Origin of the sequence: Bordetella ansorpii (assembly GCF_900078705.1) — a bacterium.
GTDB lineage: Bacteria > Pseudomonadota > Gammaproteobacteria > Burkholderiales > Burkholderiaceae_B > Bordetella > Bordetella ansorpii_A.
In genome coordinates this window covers 342,758-361,624 of the sequence record NZ_FKIF01000007.1, presented here as the reverse complement: position 1 = coordinate 361,624, position 18,867 = coordinate 342,758, and the positions used below count along the sequence as shown (strand labels likewise).

Genomic DNA, 18,867 nt, shown 5'->3' with positions numbered 1-18,867 from the left:
GCATGCCTGTATCCGGAGCCCTTCCCGCATGCGCCGAAAGGTATTCATCGTCGCGGGGTGCCTGGCCGTCTGCGCGGCGATCCTTCCATTGGTCGCCGCGGTGCAATTCTCCCGGATGCGCGCCACCGAAGCCGAATTGCGCCACCTGTCCGAGTACGCGTCCTGGACCGCGCGGCGGGCCGACGCCAATCTGGGCCAAGGGCGCGACCTGCTCGAAGCAATCGAGAAAGAGCACTGGTCGGAGTGCTCGCCCGAGCACATCGGCCGCATGCGGCAGCTCGCCGTCGCGTCCGCCTACATCGCCGAAGTCGGCTTTTTCCAGAACGACCTGCTGGCCTGCACCAGTTGGGGCGTGGTGATGCAGCGCATCCCGTTCGGCACGGTCGATGCCACGCTGCCCGGCGGATTCGGCCTGCACGTGGGCCACGATGCCCTGGTGTCCCAGGCGGGGCCGATGCTGGCGCTCAGCAAGGGCAGCCACAATGTGCTGATCCGGCCGCAGCAATTGGTCGACGTGCTGCGCGACACGCACATGACGCTGGGCATCGCCACCGAGAACGGCAAGCTGATCGCCCTTTCCGGCGAGGCGGATCCCGACCTGGTCAGCCGATTGCTGGCGCATCCGGGCAGCGGCATGGACGCCCATCACCTGTACGCCAGCGAGACCAGCCGCGGCCTGACCGTGTTCGCGATCTCCGAGCGTTCGGCCATCCAGCGGCGCCTGGACAACGAGTTGTGGACATTGGTGCCCGTCGGCTTGCTGGCTTCCGGGGCGCTGCTGGCGCTGGTGCTGTGGATGTCGCGGCAGCGCCTGTCGACGCGCGGCGAACTGGCCATCGCCATCAAGAAGCGCGAATTCGTGGCGCACTACCAGCCCATCATCGAGCTTTCCAGCGGTTTGTGCGTGGGCGGCGAGGCGCTGGTGCGCTGGCAGAAGCCCGATGGCAGCATGGTGCCGCCGAACGTCTTCATTCCGATGGCCGAGCAGGTGGGCCTGATCGCGCGCATCACCGACCTGGTGATCGAACGTGTGGCGCAGGACCTGGCCAGGACGCTGGCGCAAGAACCGGGCATGCACATCTCGATCAACATCTCGTCCAGCGACATCGAGAGCGGACGCTTCCTGCCGGTGCTGGCCCGCACGCTGCACCGCTACGGCATCGACCCCGAACAGATCTGGCTGGAAGCCACCGAGCGCGGTTTCATGCATGCCAAGGCGGCGCGCAAGACGATCGAGTCGGCGCGCGCGGCGGGGCACGTGGTCGCCATCGACGATTTCGGCACGGGCTATTCCAGCCTGTCGATGCTGGAGCAACTGCCGCTGGACACGCTGAAGATCGACAAGACGTTCGTGGACGCCATCGGCAAGGAAGCCGCCACCAGCGTGGTCACGCCGCACATCATCGAAATGGCGCAGGGCCTGCGGCTGCGCATCGTCGCCGAGGGCGTCGAGACGGTCGAGCAAGAGGCCTATCTGCGCGAGGCGGGGGTCGACTACGCGCAGGGCTGGCTGTACGCCAAGGCCCTGGCGCCCAAGGAGTTCATCGACTTCTACGATCGGCGCAACGGTGGCGAGCGGGCTTCGGACTAGGGCCGGCCAGGATGTGCAGCATCAGTTCGCGGATGTAGCCGGGCAGATCGTCGTCATCGCGCACCCCCAGCACCAGCGAGCGATGGGCCCACGTGTCGGCCAGCGCCACGCGGCGGATGCCGGCGGCGCGGCCGTAGCGCAGCGCCGCCGCCTGGGGCACCACGCCGATGCCGATACCCTGGCCCACCATGCGGCACACCGCTTCGAGGCTGCGCAGGCGGATGCGGTACGCCAGCGGCTTGCCGGCCCGCCGCGCATGGCCGGCAACGTGCGATTGAAGCGCGCTGCTTTCTTCCAGCCCGACGAAATCCAGGTGCGCCACCTCGGCCAGGTTGACGCGCGTCCGCGCCGCCAGTTCGTGGCCGCGCGGCACGATCAGGGTCAGGGGGTCCGGGCGGTAAGGGTGGATCTGCAGGCCGGACAGGTCGGCGGTGTCGGCGATCACGCCCAGGTCGCACAGGCCGGCGCGCAGGGCGTCGGCGATGTCGCGGCTGACGCGTTCCTCCAGGTCGATCGAAATGGCCGGATGGCGCGCCAGGAAGGCGGCCAGCGCCTCGGGCAGGTATTCGCTGAGCGCCGAGGTATTGCATTGCAGGCGCACGAGTCCCTTCAGGCCGTGGCCGTACTGTTGCAGGTCGCCGCGCAGGCGGTCCATCTGCAGCAGGACCGTGCGCGCATGATGCGCCAGCGTGCGGCCGGCGGGCGTGAGAGTGACGCCGCGCCGGTTGCGCGTCATCAAGGGCACGCCCAGCGCGTCTTCCATGCCTCGGATGCGTTCGCTGGCCGCCGCCAGCGTCATGTGCGAGCGCGCGGCGGCAGCGGTGATGGTGCCGGTCTCCTGGACGTCCAGGCACAGCCGCAGGTCGGTCAGGTCGAAGCGCATGGCGGGCAGCGTAGCATGGCAAAATCGGCCGGGATCGCGCCGCATGCCGGGGCGTGCGGGGATGGGCCATGGCATCTGGCCGACCCGGGCAGTCCGATCGAATGCCTCTGTGCCCGGGCTCGTCCGCCTGGATCCATTTGCCGCCATGCGGCCGGAACCTTATGAATACTGCCGTTTCTTCCACGCCGGCCGCCGCCGGCCCGCGTATATCCATACAATTCTGCACCCAATGCCAGTGGCTGCTGCGCGCGGCGTGGATGGCGCAGGAACTGCTGTCCACGTTCTCGACCGACCTGGGCGAGGTGGCCCTGGTGCCGGGCACGGGCGGCGTGTTCCGCATCCACTACGACGGCCACCTGATCTGGGACCGGGTGACGGACGGCGGTTTCCCCGATGCCAAGGTGCTCAAGCAGCGTGTGCGCGACCACCTTGATCCGGGCCGGAATCTGGGGCACATCGACCGCGGGAAAACGGACGAGCAGGCGGGCGGCTGATTCGTCCGCGCGCCGGGCGCGGCCTTTCGGCCGAGCCTTTCAGGCCGAGCCTTTCAGGCCGAGCCTGTCCGTCGAACCTTTCAGGGCGAACCTTTCAGGCCGAGCTTTTCAGGCAGAACCTTTCACACCGAACGGCCCTGCGCCGGCTGCGACCATTCCTCGGGCAGGCTGCTCTGGGTCAACGTGGACACGAACGCCGCGGTGCGCGGATCGGCGGGCTGGGTGAACAACTGGCGTGGCGCGCCCGATTCGACCACCTGGCCGGCTTCCAGGTAGATCACCTGGTTGGCGATGGCCGCGGCCAGGCGCAGGTCGTGGGTGGCCATCAGCATGGTCATGCCTTCGGCGGCCAGGCGTCGCAGCACGTCCACCACCTCGCCGGCCAGGGAAGGATCCAGCGCGGAGGTCGGCTCGTCGCACAGCAGCACGCCGGGCGAGGGCGCCAGCGCGCGGGCGATCGCCACGCGCTGCTGCTGGCCGCCGGACAGCGTGGCGGGCCAGGCATCGGCCTTGGCGGCCAGGCCCACCTTGTCCAGCAGTTCCAGGGCGCGCTCACGGGCGCGGGACTTGTCCCACTTCTGCACGGTGACCAGGCCTTCCATCACGTTGGCCACCGCCGTCTGGTGCGGAAACAACTGGAAGTTCTGGAACACCATGCCGGTCTGGCGGCGGATGCGCTGCACGGCGATGCCGGACGGACGCTCCGCGCTGAAGCGCAGGGTTTCCTCGCCCAGCGTCAGTGTGCCGGCCTCGGGTACTTCCAGCAGGTTCACGCAACGCAGCAGCGTGCTCTTGCCGCTGCCCGACGGGCCGATCAGCGCGGTGACGCTGCCTTCGGCGATGGCGACGTCCACGCCGTGCAGCACGCGGTTGCCGTCGAACGTCTTGGTGATGCCTTCCAGCCGGATCATCGCAGGTTCCCCGAAAAGGCCGCGTGCTGGCCGTAGCGCCGTTCCAGGCGGGTCTGCAGGGCCGACAGCACCGAGCAGAAAGCCAGGTAGATGATGGCCGCTTCCACGTACAGGATCAGCGGTTCATAGGTGACCGCCGCGATGCGCTGGGCCGCCTGGAAGATCTCGGGCACGGTGATCACCGCGGCCAGCGAAGTGTCCTTCACCAGCGAGATGAACGAGTTCGACAGCGGCGGCACCGCCACGCGGGCCGCCTGCGGCAGGATGGTGCGGCGCATGGCCTGGCCGCGCGTCATGCTCAACGAATAGGCGGCCTCCCATTGGCCTTTCGAGATGGACTCGATGGCCGCGCGGATGACCTCCGAGTTGTAGGCGCCCACGTTCAGCGTGAAGCCGATCGTGGCGGCCAGCAGCGGATCCAGCACGATGCCCGCGCTGGGCAGGCCGTAGAAGATCACGAACAACTGCACCAGCAGCGGCGTGCCGCGGATCAACCAGACGTAGAAGCGCACCAGCGCCACCAGCGGCGCCGGCCCGAACAGCCGTATCAGCGCCACCACGAAGGCCAGCGCCAGTCCCGCGGCAAAGGACAGCAGGGTCAATGGCACGGTGAACGTCAGGCCCGCGTGCAGCAGCGGCCAGAACGACTCGGCCATCAGCCGCAGCCATGGGGGCAGCAGCGAGGCGTACTCGGAGATCATCGATGAGTGGCCTGGTTACGTGTCACTGGGCGGCCGACAGGTCGGCGCCGAAGTACTTCTCGGAGATCTTCTTGTAGGTGCCATCGGCCTTGATGGCGGACAGCGCCTTGTTGATGGCGTCGCGCAGTTCGGGATTGTTCTTGCGCAGCAGCACGCCCGACGAGTTCAGGTCGCGGCCGTCGGCGAAGGCCACCGCGACCAGCGGCGCGTTGGGCTTCTGCTTCTTGAAGTCGAGGAAGGACAGCTTGTCGTTGACGGTGGCGTCCACGCGGCGCGACAGCAGCAGGTCGACGGATTCGTTGAAGCCCTGCACCGGCACGATCTCGGCGCCGTAGCTCTGTGCCAGCTTGCCGAAGTTGCTGGTCAGCGTATTGGCCGAGCGCTTGCCCTTGAGGTCGGCGAAAGTCTTGATGTCCTTGTTGTCGTTGCGCACGACCAGCGCGGCCGGCGACGAGATGTAGGGATCGGAGAAGTCGTACTTGGCCTGGCGGGCCTCGGTGATGCCGACCTGGTTGATGACCACGTCGTAGCGCCTGGCGTCCAGGCCGGCGATCAGGCCGTCCCACTTGCCTTCGACGAATTCGGCCTTCACGCCCAGTTGCTTGGCGATGGCGCGGCCGATCTCGACGTCGAAGCCGGTCAGGCCCGAGGCGTCATGGAAGGTGAAGGGGGCATAGGTGCCCTCGGTGCCGATCTTGATGGCGCCGGCTTTCTTGATGGCGTCCAGTTCGGACTGGGCATGCGCGGCGCCCAGGGCGGCCAACTGCATCACACCGGCAACGAGCAAGGTACGGAAAGAGAATTTCATCTTGGAGCTCCGCGTGGACGTTCACAGGACGGGGATAGGGTGCTCACTGTAACCAGGGCTTCATTTTTCTACAAAGAATAAGTGTGGATGAAATGATGACTTTTGGTTATTTGGCGGGGAACGAGTTTTCGGAGCCTGCATCCGTGCCGTGCCGGGTAGCGGCGGCCCGCGGCCGGCGTTGCGGGTCTTTTGGGCGGGGCGCCGCGCGCGGGCCGCCTGCCCGCAACAGGCGCAGTCCGTTCGCCACCACCAGCAGCGCCGCGCCCACGTCGGCGAACACCGCCATCCAGAGCGTGGCCTGGCCGGTCAGGGCCAGCAGCAGGAACAGGGCCTTGATGCCCAGCGCCAGCGCGATGTTCTGCATCAGCACCCGATGCGTGGCGCGCGACAGGCGCACGAAGGTGCCGATCTTGCGCAGGTCGTCGTCCATCAGGGCGACGTCGGCGGTCTCGATGGCGGTGCCCGTACCAGCCGCGCCCATGGCGAAGCCGATGTCGGCGCGCGCCAGCGCCGGGGCGTCGTTGATGCCGTCGCCCACCATACCGACCGCGCCAGCCGGGTTCAGCTTGCCCTCGATGGCGGCCAGCTTGTCCTCGGGCAGCAGTTCGCCGCGCGCCTCGTCGATGCCCGCCTCGTCGGCCACGGCGCGCGCGCTGCGGGCATTGTCGCCGCTGAGCATCAGGGTGCGCACGCCCAACCGGTGCAGATCGGCGATGGCGTCGGCGCTGCCGGGGCGCAGCGTGTCGGCCACCGCGGCCAGCAGCAGCACCTGTCCGCCGCAGGCCAGGGCCACGGTGGTCTTGCCCTGGCTTTCCAGGGCGTCGATGCGCGCCTGCACGTCGGCATGGTCCGCGCCCAGTTCGCGCAGCAGGCGGCGATTGCCCAGATGGAAGGTCTCGGCGCCGATGCGGCCGCTGACGCCGCGCCCGGGCAGGGCGGTGAAGTCCTCCACCTGCAGCGGATGGGGCGCATCCGCCGCCTGGGCCAGCGCCCGGGACACGGGGTGATCGGAACGCGAGGCCAGGCTGACGGCGGCCCGCAGGGCGGGCGTGCCGGCGGCGCTGGCGGTCCGCAGCGTCACGAGATCGGTCTGTTCGGGCGCGCCGCGGGTCAGCGTGCCGGTCTTGTCCAGGGCCAGCCAGGCCAGCTTGCGGCCTTCTTCCAGATAGACGCCGCCCTTGATCAGGATGCCGCGCCGCGCGGCGGCCGTCAGCCCGCTGACCACGCTGACCGGCGTGGAGATGACCAGCGCGCAGGGGCAGGCGATGATCAGCAGCGCCAGCGCCTGGTAGATGGAAGCCAGCCAGGCGTGGTCCAGCAGCAATGGCGGCACGACGGCCACCAGCACCGCCAGGCCGACCACGGCGGGCGTGTAGATGCGCGAGAAACGGTCGATGAAACGCTGGGTCGGCGCGCGCGCGCCCTGGGCCTGTTCGACGGCGTGGATGATGCGGTCCAGCGTGGTGTTGCCGGCCGCGGCCGTGACGCGGTATTCGAAACTGCCGGAGGCATTGACCGTGCCGGCGTAGACCGGGTCGCCCGGCCCCTTGTCCACGGGCAGGCTTTCACCGGTGATGGGCGATTGGTCCACGGCCGAGCGGCCTTCGGAGACCTCGCCGTCGGCGGCGATGCGCTCGCCGGGGCGCACGCGCACGACGTCGCCGGACTGCAACCGCGCGGCCGGGATCTCGGCCCAGCCGCCGTCGGGCTGGCGGGCCGTGGCGGTCTGGGGCGCCAGGTCCATCAGGCCGCGCACGGCATTGCGGGCGCGGTCCAGCGCGCGCGCCTCGATCAGTTCCGCCACGTTGAACAGGAACATCACCATGGCGGCTTCGGGCCATTGGCCGATCAGCACGGCGCCGGTGACGGCGATGCTCATCAGGGCATTGATGTTGAGATTGCGGTTGCGCACGGCGATCCAGCCCTTGCGGTACGTGGAGATGCCGCAGGCCAGGATGGACAGCACCGCCAGCACGGCCGTGACGGCAAGCGGCAGGGCGGCGAAGTGCGCGGCCTCGGCGGCGGCCGCCAGCACGCCCGCGGCGGCCAGCATGCGCCAGCCCCGGCCGGGCGCTGGCGGCGCCGTGGTGGCGGCAGCGTCGTCCCGCAGGGGCTCGGGCGTCATGTCCAGCGAGCGGATGGCCGCGGTCACCTTGTCCAGCGCGCCCTCGGCGTGCACGACGGTGAGGATGCGCTGCATCAGGTTGAAGTCCAGCGCGTGGACTTCAGGCAGGTTGCCGAGCTTGCGGCGGATCAGCGTTTCCTCGGTGGGGCAGTCCATCTGGCCGATGCGCAGGCGCGCGACGCGCTGGCCGGGGCCGGCCTGCAGGGTGGGGGATGCCGGGCGGGAGGCGGGCGAGGCGGCGTCGTCACCGCAGGCGTGGGCGCGGCCGCAGCAGGAATGGTCTTCGGCCTTGGCCGCGTGGGCATGGCCTTCCGGTTGCCCTGGCCGTTGCCGGCTGTGCTCGGCGTCCTGGCCGTGTGCGATCCGTTTGTCTGCCTCATCGTGACGGCGATTTCTTGAGGCGGCGTGTTCGGTGTTGAGGCGTTTGATGATCCGCGGACCTGCCTGCGCCTGCCCGCCGCGGCACGCGTCATGGCCGGTGCCTGGCGAGGCGGAAGACGAAAGCGTGTCTTCAGAGGTCGGAGTGTGGCGGGACATGGTGTTTTCCGGTCGGGCGGCAGGCCCGGAGTGTCAGCGATTGACCGCATTCCACACCCTGGAGTTACTATAGGGTCAACAGGTGAACAACGGCTTCGACGTCTCCAGGAGACCCGCCATGAAGATCGGTGAATTGGCCAAGGCGGCCGGCACCACCGTGGAAACGGTGCGCTATTACGAGAAAGAGGGTCTGCTGCCCGCGCCGGACCGGGGCTTGAACAACTACCGGACTTACGGGCAGCCTCATCTGGAACGGCTGAAGCTGATCCGCAACTGCCGCGCGCTGGACATGACGCAGGAAGAAATCCGCGCCATCCTGGCCCTGGCGGACAACGATGAGTCGGGATGCGCGCCGATCAACGACCTGTTCGATGAACATATTGCCCATGTGGACGCGCGCATCGCCGAGCTTACCCAGTTGCGAGGGCAGTTGACCGAGTTGCGGCAGCGGTGCCGGTCGGCGCATGAGGATACCGAGGACTGCGGCATCCTTCATGGGCTGGCCGAGATGGAGGCCGGCGAGCGGCCCGAGCGGCATACCCATCTGGGGTGATGCCCAGGGGGCCGGCCGTGCCGCCGGCGCCGCCTGGCTTCGGCAGGGGGGATGGCGTCCGCGCCAAATCCGCACTTCGGGCCTGGACATGGCGCGCCGCGCCGTCCGCCTGGCGTATGATGAGAATTCTTCTCGACTAGCTTCCGCCTCATTCAATGACCGCCACCCCGATCGACGCCCTGCTTACCCGCCGTTCCACCAAGATGCTGACCGGCCCCGCGCCCAGCGATGCCGAACTCGCGCAGATCCTGCAGGCCGGCATGTCCGCGCCGGACCATGGCGCGATGCGTCCGTGGCGCTATGTGCTGATCCGCGGCGAGGCCATCGGGCGTCTGGCGGACATGGCGCTGGATGCGGTCAAGCGCAGCGGCGACACGCGCATGACGCCGGAAAAAGAGAAAGCCACACGCGAGTGGCTGGCCCAGGTGCCGCTGGTGATCGCCGTGGCGCAGAAGATCGACCACGACAACACCAAGATCCCAGAGCACGAGCAGTTGCTGGCCACCGGCGCGTCGGTGATGAACCTGCTCAATGCCATTCACATGTCGGGCTACGCGGCATTCTGGAGCACCGGCCTGGGCACCTATGTGGAAGAGGTGCAGGACAAGCTGGGCCTGGACGCGCTGGATCACCGTTTCCTGGGCTTTCTGGCCGTGGGCAAGCTGTCCATGGAACTGCCGCCGTTGCAGCGTCCGGATTACAGGCAGTTCGTGTCGGAGTGGAACGGGCTGTAAGGACGGCCGTAAGGCCGGTCCTGCAAGGAGCGGCCCTTTCTCATCGGCGCCGGAACAGACCCGCCGAGGCAGGCCTGTGCGGTGGCGGGGGCGATCAGGCCGTCTCGGCCAGCACGCGTTGCGCTTCCTCGCGCACGCGCTCGGGGGCCGTGCCGCCGATGTGCTTGCGGGCGGCCACGGAGCCTTCCAGCGTCAGCACCTGGTGGATGTCGGCCTCGATGGCGGCGTGATAGCCCTGCAGCTCCTGCAGGGACAGGTCGGCCAGGTCGATGCCGCGCTGCTCGCAGTCGCGCACGGCATGGGCCACGACTTCGTGGGCATCGCGGAAGGGCAGGCCGCGCTTGACCAGGTAGTCGGCCAGGTCGGTGGCGGTGGCGAAGCCCTGCAGCGCGGCGGCGCGCATGTTGTCGGCCTTGACGCGGATGCCGCCGGCCATGTCGGCGAACAGGGTCAGCGTGTCGCGCAGCGTGTCGACGGTGTCGAACAGGCCTTCCTTGTCTTCCTGGTTGTCCTTGTTGTAGGCCAGGGGCTGGCCTTTCATCAGGGTGAGCAGGGCGACCAGGTGGCCGTTGACGCGGCCGGTCTTGCCGCGGGCCAGTTCGGGCACGTCGGGGTTCTTCTTCTGCGGCATGATCGAGCTGCCGGTGCAGAAGCGGTCGGCCAGGTCGATGAAGCCCACTCGCGGGCTCATCCACAGCACCAGTTCCTCGGACAGGCGCGACACGTGCGTCATGACCAGGGCGGCGGCGGCGCAGAATTCGATGGCGAAGTCGCGGTCGGACACGGCGTCCAGCGAGTTGCGGCAGACGCCGTCGAAGCCCAGCGTGGCGGCGACGCGTTCGCGGTCGATGGGGTAGGACGTGCCGGCCAGGGCGGCGGCGCCCAGCGGCAGGCGGTTGACGCGCTTGCGGCAGTCGGCCAGGCGCTCGGCGTCGCGGCCGAACATCTCGGCGTAGGCCAGCAGGTGGTGGCCGAAGGTGACGGGCTGGGCCACCTGCAGGTGCGTGAAGCCCGGCATGATGGTGCCGGCGTTTTCCAGCGCGACGGTGGCCAGCGCGCGGCGCAGCTGGCGCAGCAGGCCGATCAGGTTGTCGATTTCATCGCGCAGCCACAGGCGGATGTCGGTGGCGACCTGGTCATTGCGCGAACGGCCGGTGTGCAGGCGCTTGCCGGCATCGCCGACCAGCTCGACCAGGCGCTTTTCGATGTTCAGGTGGACGTCTTCCAGGTCGAGCAGCCATTGGAAGGTGCCGGCGTCGATCTCGGACAGGATCTGCTGCATGCCACGCTGGATGTCGGCCAGGTCCTGCGAGGGAATGATGCCCTGCGCGGCCAGCATTTCGGCGTGGGCCAGGGAGCCTTGGATGTCGTGGCGGGCCAGGCGCTGGTCGAAGTCGACCGAGGCGGTGTAGCGCTTGACGAGATCGGAGACGGGTTCGGAGAACCGGGCGGACCAGGCTTGCGCCTTGTTGGCGAACTGGTCTTGCGAGGAAGAGGGGGTATTTGCCATGGTGGCGGAATTATAGGCTGCGAGAGGATGCGCCGCTGAGCGCGGTGCGGTGCGCGGATCGGAAAACTGTCCGTGCCAGGCTCGTAACGGTACCTCAGGCAGGGCAGGGCCGGCACCTGCCGATTCTGGCGGGGCATGCACCTGCTTGCGCCGTGCGATAATTTTTTCCGTTTCTCTTCACGGATTCTGGAACCCCTCCAATGAGCGTCGCCCGGGTAGCAATTGCGCAAATCAACGCCGTCGTCGGCGACTTGGCCGGCAATGCCGCCAAAGTGCTGAAGGCCGCCCGCGTGGCGCGCGAGCAGGGGGCGGACGTGCTGGTCACGCCCGAACTCGTACTGACCGGATACCCGCCCGAAGACCTGTTGCTGCGCCCCTCTTTCGTGCAGAAGCAGGAAGAGGTCCTGCGCGGGCTGGCCCGCGACCTGTCCGCGCTGGACGGCCTGCACGTCGTGGTGGGCCACGTGCAGCGGCGCGATGGCCGCCTGTACAACGCCGCGACGGTGCTGTGCGGCGGGTCCGAGATCGGCGTCTACCGCAAGCGCGAACTGCCCAACTATGCCGTCTTCGACGAGCAGCGCTATTTCGCCGCCGATGGCGCGCCGCTGGTGTTCGACGTCAAGGGCGTGCCCTTCGGCGTCGCCATCTGCGAAGACATCTGGTTCGAGCATGCGCCCCGCGCCGCCGCGGCGGCCGGCGCCCGCGTGCTGCTGGTTCCCAACGCCTCGCCGTACAACACCGGCAAGCAGGTCCTGCGCCAGTCCGTGGCCGAGCGTTGCGTGAGCGATACCGGCTGCGCCGTGATCTACGCCAACATGGTCGGCGGCCAGGATGAACTGGTCTTCGACGGCGCCTCGTTCGCCATCGACGCCCACGGCCAGCGCGCCGCGCGCCTGCCCGATTTCACCGAGGGCGTGAACGTGCTCGAGGTCGACGACAAGGGCGGCGTGCGCCCGGTCACGCGCCAGGCCGACGTGGCGCCGTATTGCCTGGAAGAGCAGGTCTGGAACGCCCTGGTGCTGGGCGTGCGCGACTACCTGGGCAAGAACGGCTTCCCCGGCGCCATCATCGGCCTGTCGGGCGGTATCGACTCCGCCGTGGTGCTGGCCGTGGCGGTCGATGCCCTGGGCGCCGACAACGTGCGCGCGGTGATGATGCCGTCGCGCTACACGGCCGACATCTCGCAGATCGACGCGGCCGACATGGCGCAGCGCCTGGGCGTGAAGTACGACGACATCGCCATCGCGCCCGCGATCGGCGCGTTCGAGCAGATGCTGGCCGCCCAGTTCGAAGGACTGCCGGTGGATGCCACCGAAGAGAACATCCAGGCCCGGGTGCGCGGCACCTTGCTGATGGCCCTGTCCAACAAGACCGGCCGCCTGGTGCTGACCACCGGCAACAAGTCCGAGATGAGCACCGGCTACTGCACCCTGTACGGCGACATGGCGGGCGGCTTCGCCGTCATCAAGGACGTGCCCAAGACGCTGGTGTACCGCTTGGCGCAATGGCGCAACACGCGGCAGGAAATCATTCCGGAACGCATCATCACCCGTCCGCCGTCGGCCGAACTGCGCCCGGACCAGACCGACCAGGACAGCCTGCCGCCCTATGACGTGCTGGACGGCATCATGGCGCGCTACCTGGAAGACAACGAATCTCCTGACGACATCGTCGCGGCGGGCTATCCGCCTGCCGCGGTCGAGCAGGTGGTGCGGCTGATCCGCATCAACGAATACAAGCGCCGCCAGGCTCCCCCGGGGCCGCGCATCACGCCACGCGCGTTTGGCCGGGATTGGCGCTATCCTGTCACCAACGGCTTCCGCGAACCGCTGTCGTCCTGACGCTGTCGTCTTGAATTCGGCGCGCCTGCGCGCCGGCCCCCACAGCCCCTCCCGCAGCCCCGCAGTCATCATCTCCAAGCAAAACCAGGGAAAACGCACGTGAAACAAGTCACCGCCATCATCAAGCCGTTCAAACTCGACGAAGTGCGCGAAGCGCTGGCCGAGGTCGGCGTCAGCGGCCTGACGGTCGCCGAGGTCAAGGGCTTCGGGCGCCAGAAAGGGCACACCGAGCTGTACCGCGGCGCCGAATACGTGGTCGATTTCCTGCCCAAGATCCGCATCGACGTGGTGCTGTCCGACGAAATGGTCGAGCCCGCCATCGACGCCATCCTGAAGGTGGCGCGCACCGGCAAGATCGGTGATGGCAAGATCTTCGTCACCCCGGTCGAACAGGCCATCCGCATCCGCACCGGCGAAAGCGACGAAGAAGCCCTGTAAGAAGAAGCGGCGTCAGGTCCATTTCGCCAGGCCGACGCGCCAGCCTCCCTGCCTGGTCCGGTGGCGCGCGCTGAGCGCCGCCCGTAGCCCCCGCTGACGCCCGCAGGCCGTCAGCCAGCAAAAAGCCCCTGGCCAGGGGCTTTTGCATGGTCCGCGCCGGGCGGATCCAACCCGCGCGCCGATCAGCGCACCAGTTGGTTCATCTCCAGGATCGGCATCATCACCGCCAGCACGATCATCAGCACGATGCCGCCCATCACCACGATCAGCATCGGTTCGAGCAGCGCGGTCATGGCCATGGCGCGGCGCTCCAGGTCGCGCGACAGATTGTTCGCGCCGCGCTCCAGCAATTCGGGCAGCCGGCCCGTCTTCTCGCCGCTGGCGATCAGGTGCACCAGCAGCGAGGGAAAGCACTTCTGCGCCCCCAACGAGGCCGACAGCGAGGCCCCTTCACGCACCCGGGCGCTGGCGTCGTCCACGGCGGCGCGCAGGCGGTCGTTGCCCAGCGTGCGGCGCGCGGCGTCCAGCGAGGTCAGCAGGGCCACGCCGCTGCCGGTCAGGATGGCCAGCGTGGAGGCGAAGCGCGCCGCATCCACGCCCAGCACGAAGCGTCCGACCAGCGGCAGCCGCAGCATGCGGCTATGCCAGGCCATGCGCGCCGCGGGCGCCCGCAGGGTGTAGCGCCACAGCGCCACCAGCAAGCCGATGGCAAGGGCCGTCAGCCAGCCCCACTGCCGCACGTAGTCGCTGGCGCCCAGCATGATGCGGGTGAGCAACGGCAGTTGCTGCTTGGCGTGGCTGAACGCCGTGACCACCTGCGGCACCACGTAGCCCAGCAGGAAGATCACGATGATGACCGAGACGCAGGCCACCACGGCGGGATAGATGAAGGCCGTGAGCACCTTGCTGCGCAGGGCGTTGCGTTCTTCGATGTAGGTGGCCAGCTTGTCCATGACCTGTGCCAGGTCGCCGGATTCTTCGCCGGCGCCGACCAGCGCGCGGTAGATCTCCGGGAAATCCCGGGGACGCGAGGCCAGTGCGACCGACAGGCGATGGCCGGCGCGCACGTCGGCGCGCACTTCGGCCAGCAGCGCGGCCATGTGCTTGTTCTCGGACTGGTCCAGCGTGGCGCTGAGCGCGGCGTCCAGCGGCAGGCTGGCGGCCAGCAGGCTGGACAGCTGGCGCGTCATCCAGGCCAGGTCGGCGTCCGACAGGCGCGGGCGGAACAGGCCGGACAGGGAGCCGCTGGCGGCCGCCGTGGGGGCGGTGGACAGCGGCAGCAGGCCACGGCTGCGCAACTGGTTGCGGGCCCCGCGCTCGGTTTCGGCTTCGATCGTGCCGTGCACGATCTTGCCCAGGGCGTCGGTGGCTTCGTAACGATAAGAGGGCATGTCGATAAGATCAGGTTTCAGTGCGAGGCGTTGGGCTCACACCATGCAGGCGAATTATGACTGTAGTGTTTCGTTGCCACCTCGTATACTCGGCAAGTTTTCCAGCCCAGTGGTGTAGATTTTCATGCGTCAAATCCTGTCGTTCGGCTTGGCCGCCGTCATTGCCGCCAGTAGTTGCGCCTTGCCGGTACAGAGCGCGCAAGCGCAACAGAGCGACAACCGGGTCAGCCTGAATTTCGTCGACACCGACATTCCGGCCGTCCTGCGTGCCCTGTCCGTATTCACCCAGCGCAACTTCCTGGTCGACCCGCGCGTCAAGGGCAAGATTACCCTGGTGTCGGAGCGGCCCGTCAGCCGCGACCAGGCGCTGTCCATGCTGACCGGCGCGCTGCGGCTGCAGGGTTTTGCCATCGTCGACGTGGACGGCGTGACCCGCGTGGTGCCCGAGGCCGACGGCAAGCTGCAGGGCAGCCCGGTGGTGACCGACGGGCCGCGTGGTTCCGGCACGGGCCGGGGCGCCAGCGGCTCGATGTCGATGGACGATTTCGCCCGCGGCAGCCAGATGGTCACGCGGGTGTTCTCGCTGAAGTACGAGAACGCCGCCAATCTGGTGCCGGTGCTGCGCCCGATGGTACCGCCGAACAACCCGATCAACGCCTATCCGGGCAACAACACCCTGGTCATCACCGATTACGCCGACAATCTGGAGCGCATCGCCCAGGTGATCGCGCGCATCGACGTGGCCTCGTCGATGGACACCGACGTGGTGCCCATCGAATATGGCATCGCGTCCGATATCGCGGCCCTGGCCTCGCAACTGATGGACGGGCAGGGCGCCCCTGGCCAGGGCGGCGCGGGCGCGGATGCCTCGCGCATCGCCATCGTGGCCGATCCGCGCAGCAACAGCGTCGTGATCCGTTCGGGCAACCCGGCGCGCACGCGCCTGGCGCGCGACCTGATCGCCAAGCTGGATGCCCGCCAGAAAAACGCCGGCAACCTGCACGTGGTGTACCTGCGCAATGCGCAGGCCACGCGCATCGCGCACGTGCTGGGCGGCCTGCTCAACGGCCAGAGCCAGACCCAGAGCATCGGCACGTCGGGCCCGGGGGCGGCCGGTGCGGTGGCCGGCGCGGGCACCGGCCTGAGCGGCCGCAGCACGTCTTCCGGTTCGACGCGCAGCAGCTCGCGCGGCTTCGGCGGCAACAACGCCAGCAGCGGCCTGGGCAGCAGCAATTCCGGCGGCCTGGGCAGCAACACGCAGCAGATTTCCCGCGAGGACCCCAACGACGCGTCCCAGCCCGTGTCCTACGCGGCTGGCGGCGCGGTGATCCAGGCCGATCCCTCCACCAACACCCTGATCATCTCCGCGCCCGAGCCGCTGTACCGCAGCCTGCGCGAAGTGATCGACCAGCTCGACCAGCGCCGCGCGCAGGTGCTGGTCGAGAGCATGATCGTCGAGGTCAACGCCAATTCGAGTTCCGAGTTCGGCATCCAGTGGATGACCGGCGGCAACGGCCTGTCCAGCGGCCGCACCAGCTTCATCGGCGGCACCAACCTGGGCGGCAGCGGCATCACCGCCACGGGCCCCACCACGCTGGACTCGCTGGGCAGCGGCCTGAGCCTGGGGCTGGTCAAGGGCACGGTCGACGTGCTGGGCAACCAGGTCATCAACCTGGGCGTGCTGGCCCGCGCGCTGCAGGATTCCGGGCAGGCCAACATCCTGTCCACGCCGAACCTGCTGACGTTGGACAACGAGCAGGCCAGCATCCTGGTTGGCCAGACCGTGCCGTTCGTCACCGGGTCGTACGTCACCTCGGGCAGCGACAGCACCAGCAATCCCTTCCAGACGGTCGAGCGCGAGGACATCGGCCTGAAGCTGAACATCCGTCCGCAGATTTCCGAAGGCGGCGCGGTCAAGCTGGACATCTACCAGGAAGTCAGCAGCATCGACGACGCGCGCTCCAACGCCACCACCGGCATCGTCACCAACAAGCGCGCGATCGACACCAGCGTGCTGATCGACGACGGCCAGATCATCGTGCTGGGCGGCCTGCTGGAGGACAGCATGACGATTTCCTCGAACAACGTGCCCGGCCTGAGCAACATCCCGTTGCTGGGCGCGCTGTTCCGGTACGACTCGCGCCAGCGCACCAAGACCAACCTGATGGTGTTCCTGCGCCCCTACGTGCTGCGCGATTCGCGCAGCAGCGCCAACGTGACGCTGGACCGCTACGACTACATGCGCCGGGCACAGAGCAACGCGCAGCCGGGCCAGCACTGGCTGCTGCCCGACATGCAGGGCGCGCAACTGCCGCCGGCCAACGTGCCGGTGGTGGGCGAGCGCCCGTACGACATGCGTCCCGAGCACGTGGCCGACACCATGCGCCGTCCGGGTCCGATGTCCTCGCAGTCGACGGCCGTGCGCCAGATGCCGCAGCTGCCGGGCGGCCAGGACGAGGCGAACAAGCCCATCCGCGCCAGCCTGCCGCTGGGCGTCAGCGTGGCGCGCGACCCGACGGCCATCTATGGCCAGGCGGACACCACGACCACCACGCTGCAGATCGCCTCGGTGAACACCCAGGAAGAGGCCGACCAGATCGTCAAGCGCGTGCAGATCAGCGGCCTGAATGCCTATTCCCGCGTGGGCCCTGGCGGCCTGGGCGTGGTGGTGCGCGCGGCCGTGGCGCGCGATGCCACCACGGTGGACACCTCGCTGGACCTGCTGCGCCAGCTTGGCTTCAAGCCCGAACTCGTGACGAACATGTAAGGGCGGGAGATGAATCCTCATCCCTTGCCTTATGCCTGGGCGCGTGCGCACCGGGCCATGCTGTCGATGCGGCCGGGCGCCGTGCAACTGACGGTCAGCCCGCGCACGCCGGCCTGGGCGGTGCGCGAGATCCTGCGCTGCCATGGCGAGGTGCCGGTGGTCAGCGTGGAGGACAGCGCGCTTGAGACCATGCTGACGGCCGCCTACAGCGATACCGAGGACGCCGCGTCCGTGATGGGCGTGGCCGAGAACGAGATCGACCTGGACCGCCTGCTGCAGGACATGCCCGAGGTGGCCGACCTGCTGGAAGCGCAGGACGACGCGCCGGTGATCCGGATGATCAATGCGCTGTTCGCCCAGGCCGCGCGCGACAACGCCAGCGACATCCACATCGAGCCCTTCGAAACCCACTCGGTGGTGCGCTACCGCGTGGACGGCACGCTGCGCGACGTCGTGTCGCCGCGCAAGGCGCTGCATTCGGCGCTGATCTCGCGCATCAAGATCATGGCGCACCTGGACATCGCCGAGAAACGCCTGCCGCAGGACGGCCGTATCGCGCTGCGCGTGGGCGGCCGCCCGATCGACGTGCGGGTCTCGACGCTGCCCACGGGCCACGGCGAGCGCGCGGTGCTGCGGCTGCTGGACAAGGAAGCCGGCCGCCTGCAACTGGAGAAGCTGGGCATGAGCCCCATCGTGCTGGGCCGGCTGGACAAGCTGATCCGCCAGCCGCACGGCATCGTGCTGGTCACCGGTCCGACCGGCAGCGGCAAGACCACCACGCTGTACGCGGCGCTGTCGCGCCTGGACGCCTCCACCAGCAACATCCTGACGGTGGAAGATCCGATCGAATACGACCTGCCCGGCATCGGCCAGACGCAGGTCAACGCCAAGATCGACATGAGCTTCGCCATGGCCCTGCGCGCGATCCTGCGCCAGGATCCGGACGTGATCATGATCGGCGAAATCCGCGACCTGGAAACCGCGCAGATCGCGGTGCAGGCCTCGCTGACGGGCCACCTAGTGCTGGCCACGCTGCACACCAACGACTCGGTGTCGGCGGTGACGCGCCTGACGGACATGGGCGTCGAGCCCTTCCTGCTGGCCTCGTCGCTGCTGGGCGTGCTGGCGCAGCGGCTGGTGCGCAAGCTGTGCCCCGAGTGCCGCAAGCCGGAGGTGCTGGCCGATGGCTCCACGGTGTACCGCGCCGTGGGCTGCCCGCATTGCAACCATACGGGCTACAGCGGCCGTTCGGGCATCCACGAGCTGTTCGTGGTGGATGACACCGCGCGCACGCTGATCCATGAAGGCCGCGACGAGCAGGCCCTGCGCCAGGCCGCCGCGGCGTCGGGCATGCACAACATGCGTGAAGACGGCCAGCGCTGGATCGAGGCGGGCGTGACGTCGCCCGAGGAAATCGTGCGGGTGACGCGCGACGATTAGGCGCTGAACCTGGCCAAGAGATGAAAAATGGCGCGGAATGTCCGCGCCATTTTCTTGATGGGGCCATGCGCGCAGGCCGGCACGCCACCGCACGGCATCCAGGCAGGGCCGCCGGCCTTGCCGCCATCCGCGTCGCGCGTGAA

Annotated in this window: 14 protein-coding genes and 1 pseudogene; 8 read left to right on the top strand and 7 right to left on the bottom strand. The window is 68.5% G+C overall.

Going from position 1 to position 18,867, the window contains the following annotated elements; genetic code table 11:
• Positions 1–28 precede the first annotated feature (28 nt).
• Complete coding sequence (locus A6745_RS17335) at positions 29–1,591, top strand: EAL domain-containing protein (RefSeq protein WP_066129859.1); 1,563 nt, start codon at positions 29–31, stop codon at positions 1,589–1,591.
• Here A6745_RS17335 and A6745_RS17330 read toward each other — a convergent pair.
• On the bottom strand, positions 1,542–2,474 hold the full coding sequence (locus A6745_RS17330) for a LysR family transcriptional regulator (protein ID WP_066131329.1): 933 nt from the start codon (positions 2,472–2,474) through the stop codon (positions 1,542–1,544). The two genes, A6745_RS17335 and A6745_RS17330, sit on opposite strands and share 50 nt — an antisense overlap.
• Before the next feature lie 161 nt (positions 2,475–2,635).
• Between A6745_RS17330 and A6745_RS17325 the strand changes: the two genes are divergently transcribed.
• Positions 2,636–2,968: a SelT/SelW/SelH family protein gene (locus A6745_RS17325; RefSeq protein WP_066129856.1), complete on the top strand. Its 333-nt coding sequence runs from the start codon at positions 2,636–2,638 to the stop codon at positions 2,966–2,968.
• 122 nt (positions 2,969–3,090) lie between these two features.
• Here A6745_RS17325 and A6745_RS17320 read toward each other — a convergent pair whose 3' ends face one another.
• The 4 genes and pseudogenes from A6745_RS17320 to A6745_RS17305 all read right to left on the bottom strand — a co-directional run.
• Positions 3,091–3,879 carry an amino acid ABC transporter ATP-binding protein gene (locus A6745_RS17320; RefSeq protein WP_066129853.1) on the bottom strand — a complete coding sequence of 263 codons (789 nt, stop codon included), beginning with the start codon at positions 3,877–3,879 and terminating at the stop codon, positions 3,091–3,093.
• Entirely contained in the window at positions 3,876–4,556 is a 681-nt protein-coding gene (locus A6745_RS17315) for an amino acid ABC transporter permease (protein ID WP_066131327.1), read from the bottom strand. Before A6745_RS17315 ends, A6745_RS17320 begins: the two co-directional genes overlap by 4 nt.
• A gap of 46 nt (positions 4,557–4,602) precedes the next feature.
• Positions 4,603–5,388 (bottom strand): amino acid ABC transporter substrate-binding protein, encoded by a 786-nt coding sequence (locus tag A6745_RS17310; protein WP_066129850.1) that lies wholly within the window; start codon positions 5,386–5,388, stop codon positions 4,603–4,605.
• A gap of 199 nt (positions 5,389–5,587) precedes the next feature.
• Positions 5,588–8,050 (bottom strand): annotated as a pseudogene (locus tag A6745_RS17305) (heavy metal translocating P-type ATPase); the annotation flags it as partial.
• 118 nt (positions 8,051–8,168) lie between these two features.
• Between A6745_RS17305 and cadR the strand changes: the two are divergent.
• The gene (gene cadR / locus A6745_RS17300; RefSeq protein WP_066129847.1) at positions 8,169–8,603 is read left to right on the top strand and encodes a Cd(II)/Pb(II)-responsive transcriptional regulator; all 435 of its coding nucleotides are present in this window, start codon (positions 8,169–8,171) and stop codon (positions 8,601–8,603) included.
• A 155-nt stretch (positions 8,604–8,758) separates the two neighbouring features.
• Positions 8,759–9,337: a nitroreductase family protein gene (locus tag A6745_RS17295; protein ID WP_066129844.1), complete on the top strand. Its 579-nt coding sequence runs from the start codon at positions 8,759–8,761 to the stop codon at positions 9,335–9,337.
• Between the two features lie 94 nt (positions 9,338–9,431).
• Here A6745_RS17295 and argH read toward each other — a convergent pair whose 3' ends face one another.
• On the bottom strand, positions 9,432–10,847 hold the full coding sequence (argH, locus tag A6745_RS17290) for an argininosuccinate lyase (RefSeq protein WP_066129841.1): 1,416 nt from the start codon (positions 10,845–10,847) through the stop codon (positions 9,432–9,434).
• A gap of 200 nt (positions 10,848–11,047) precedes the next feature.
• On the opposite strand from argH, the gene A6745_RS17285 reads away from it, so the two are divergent.
• Both A6745_RS17285 and A6745_RS17280 read left to right on the top strand, forming a co-directional pair.
• The gene (locus A6745_RS17285) at positions 11,048–12,688 is read left to right on the top strand and encodes an NAD+ synthase (RefSeq protein ID WP_066129838.1); all 1,641 of its coding nucleotides are present in this window, start codon (positions 11,048–11,050) and stop codon (positions 12,686–12,688) included.
• Positions 12,689–12,787: 99 nt separating this feature from the next.
• Positions 12,788–13,126 carry a P-II family nitrogen regulator gene (locus A6745_RS17280; protein WP_066129835.1) on the top strand — a complete coding sequence of 113 codons (339 nt, stop codon included), beginning with the start codon at positions 12,788–12,790 and terminating at the stop codon, positions 13,124–13,126.
• Between the two features lie 182 nt (positions 13,127–13,308).
• Here A6745_RS17280 and gspF read toward each other — a convergent pair whose 3' ends face one another.
• Positions 13,309–14,517 (bottom strand): type II secretion system inner membrane protein GspF, encoded by a 1,209-nt coding sequence (gene gspF, locus A6745_RS17275; protein ID WP_066129834.1) that lies wholly within the window; start codon positions 14,515–14,517, stop codon positions 13,309–13,311.
• Positions 14,518–14,641: 124 nt separating this feature from the next.
• On the opposite strand from gspF, the gene gspD reads away from it, so the two are divergent.
• Positions 14,642–17,284, top strand: a complete 2,643-nt coding sequence (gspD, locus tag A6745_RS17270) for a type II secretion system secretin GspD (protein WP_066129831.1) — start codon at positions 14,642–14,644, stop codon at positions 17,282–17,284.
• Positions 17,285–17,293: 9 nt separating this feature from the next.
• Entirely contained in the window at positions 17,294–18,724 is a 1,431-nt protein-coding gene (gene gspE, locus A6745_RS17265) for a type II secretion system ATPase GspE (protein ID WP_066129827.1), read from the top strand.
• Positions 18,725–18,867 lie beyond the last annotated feature (143 nt).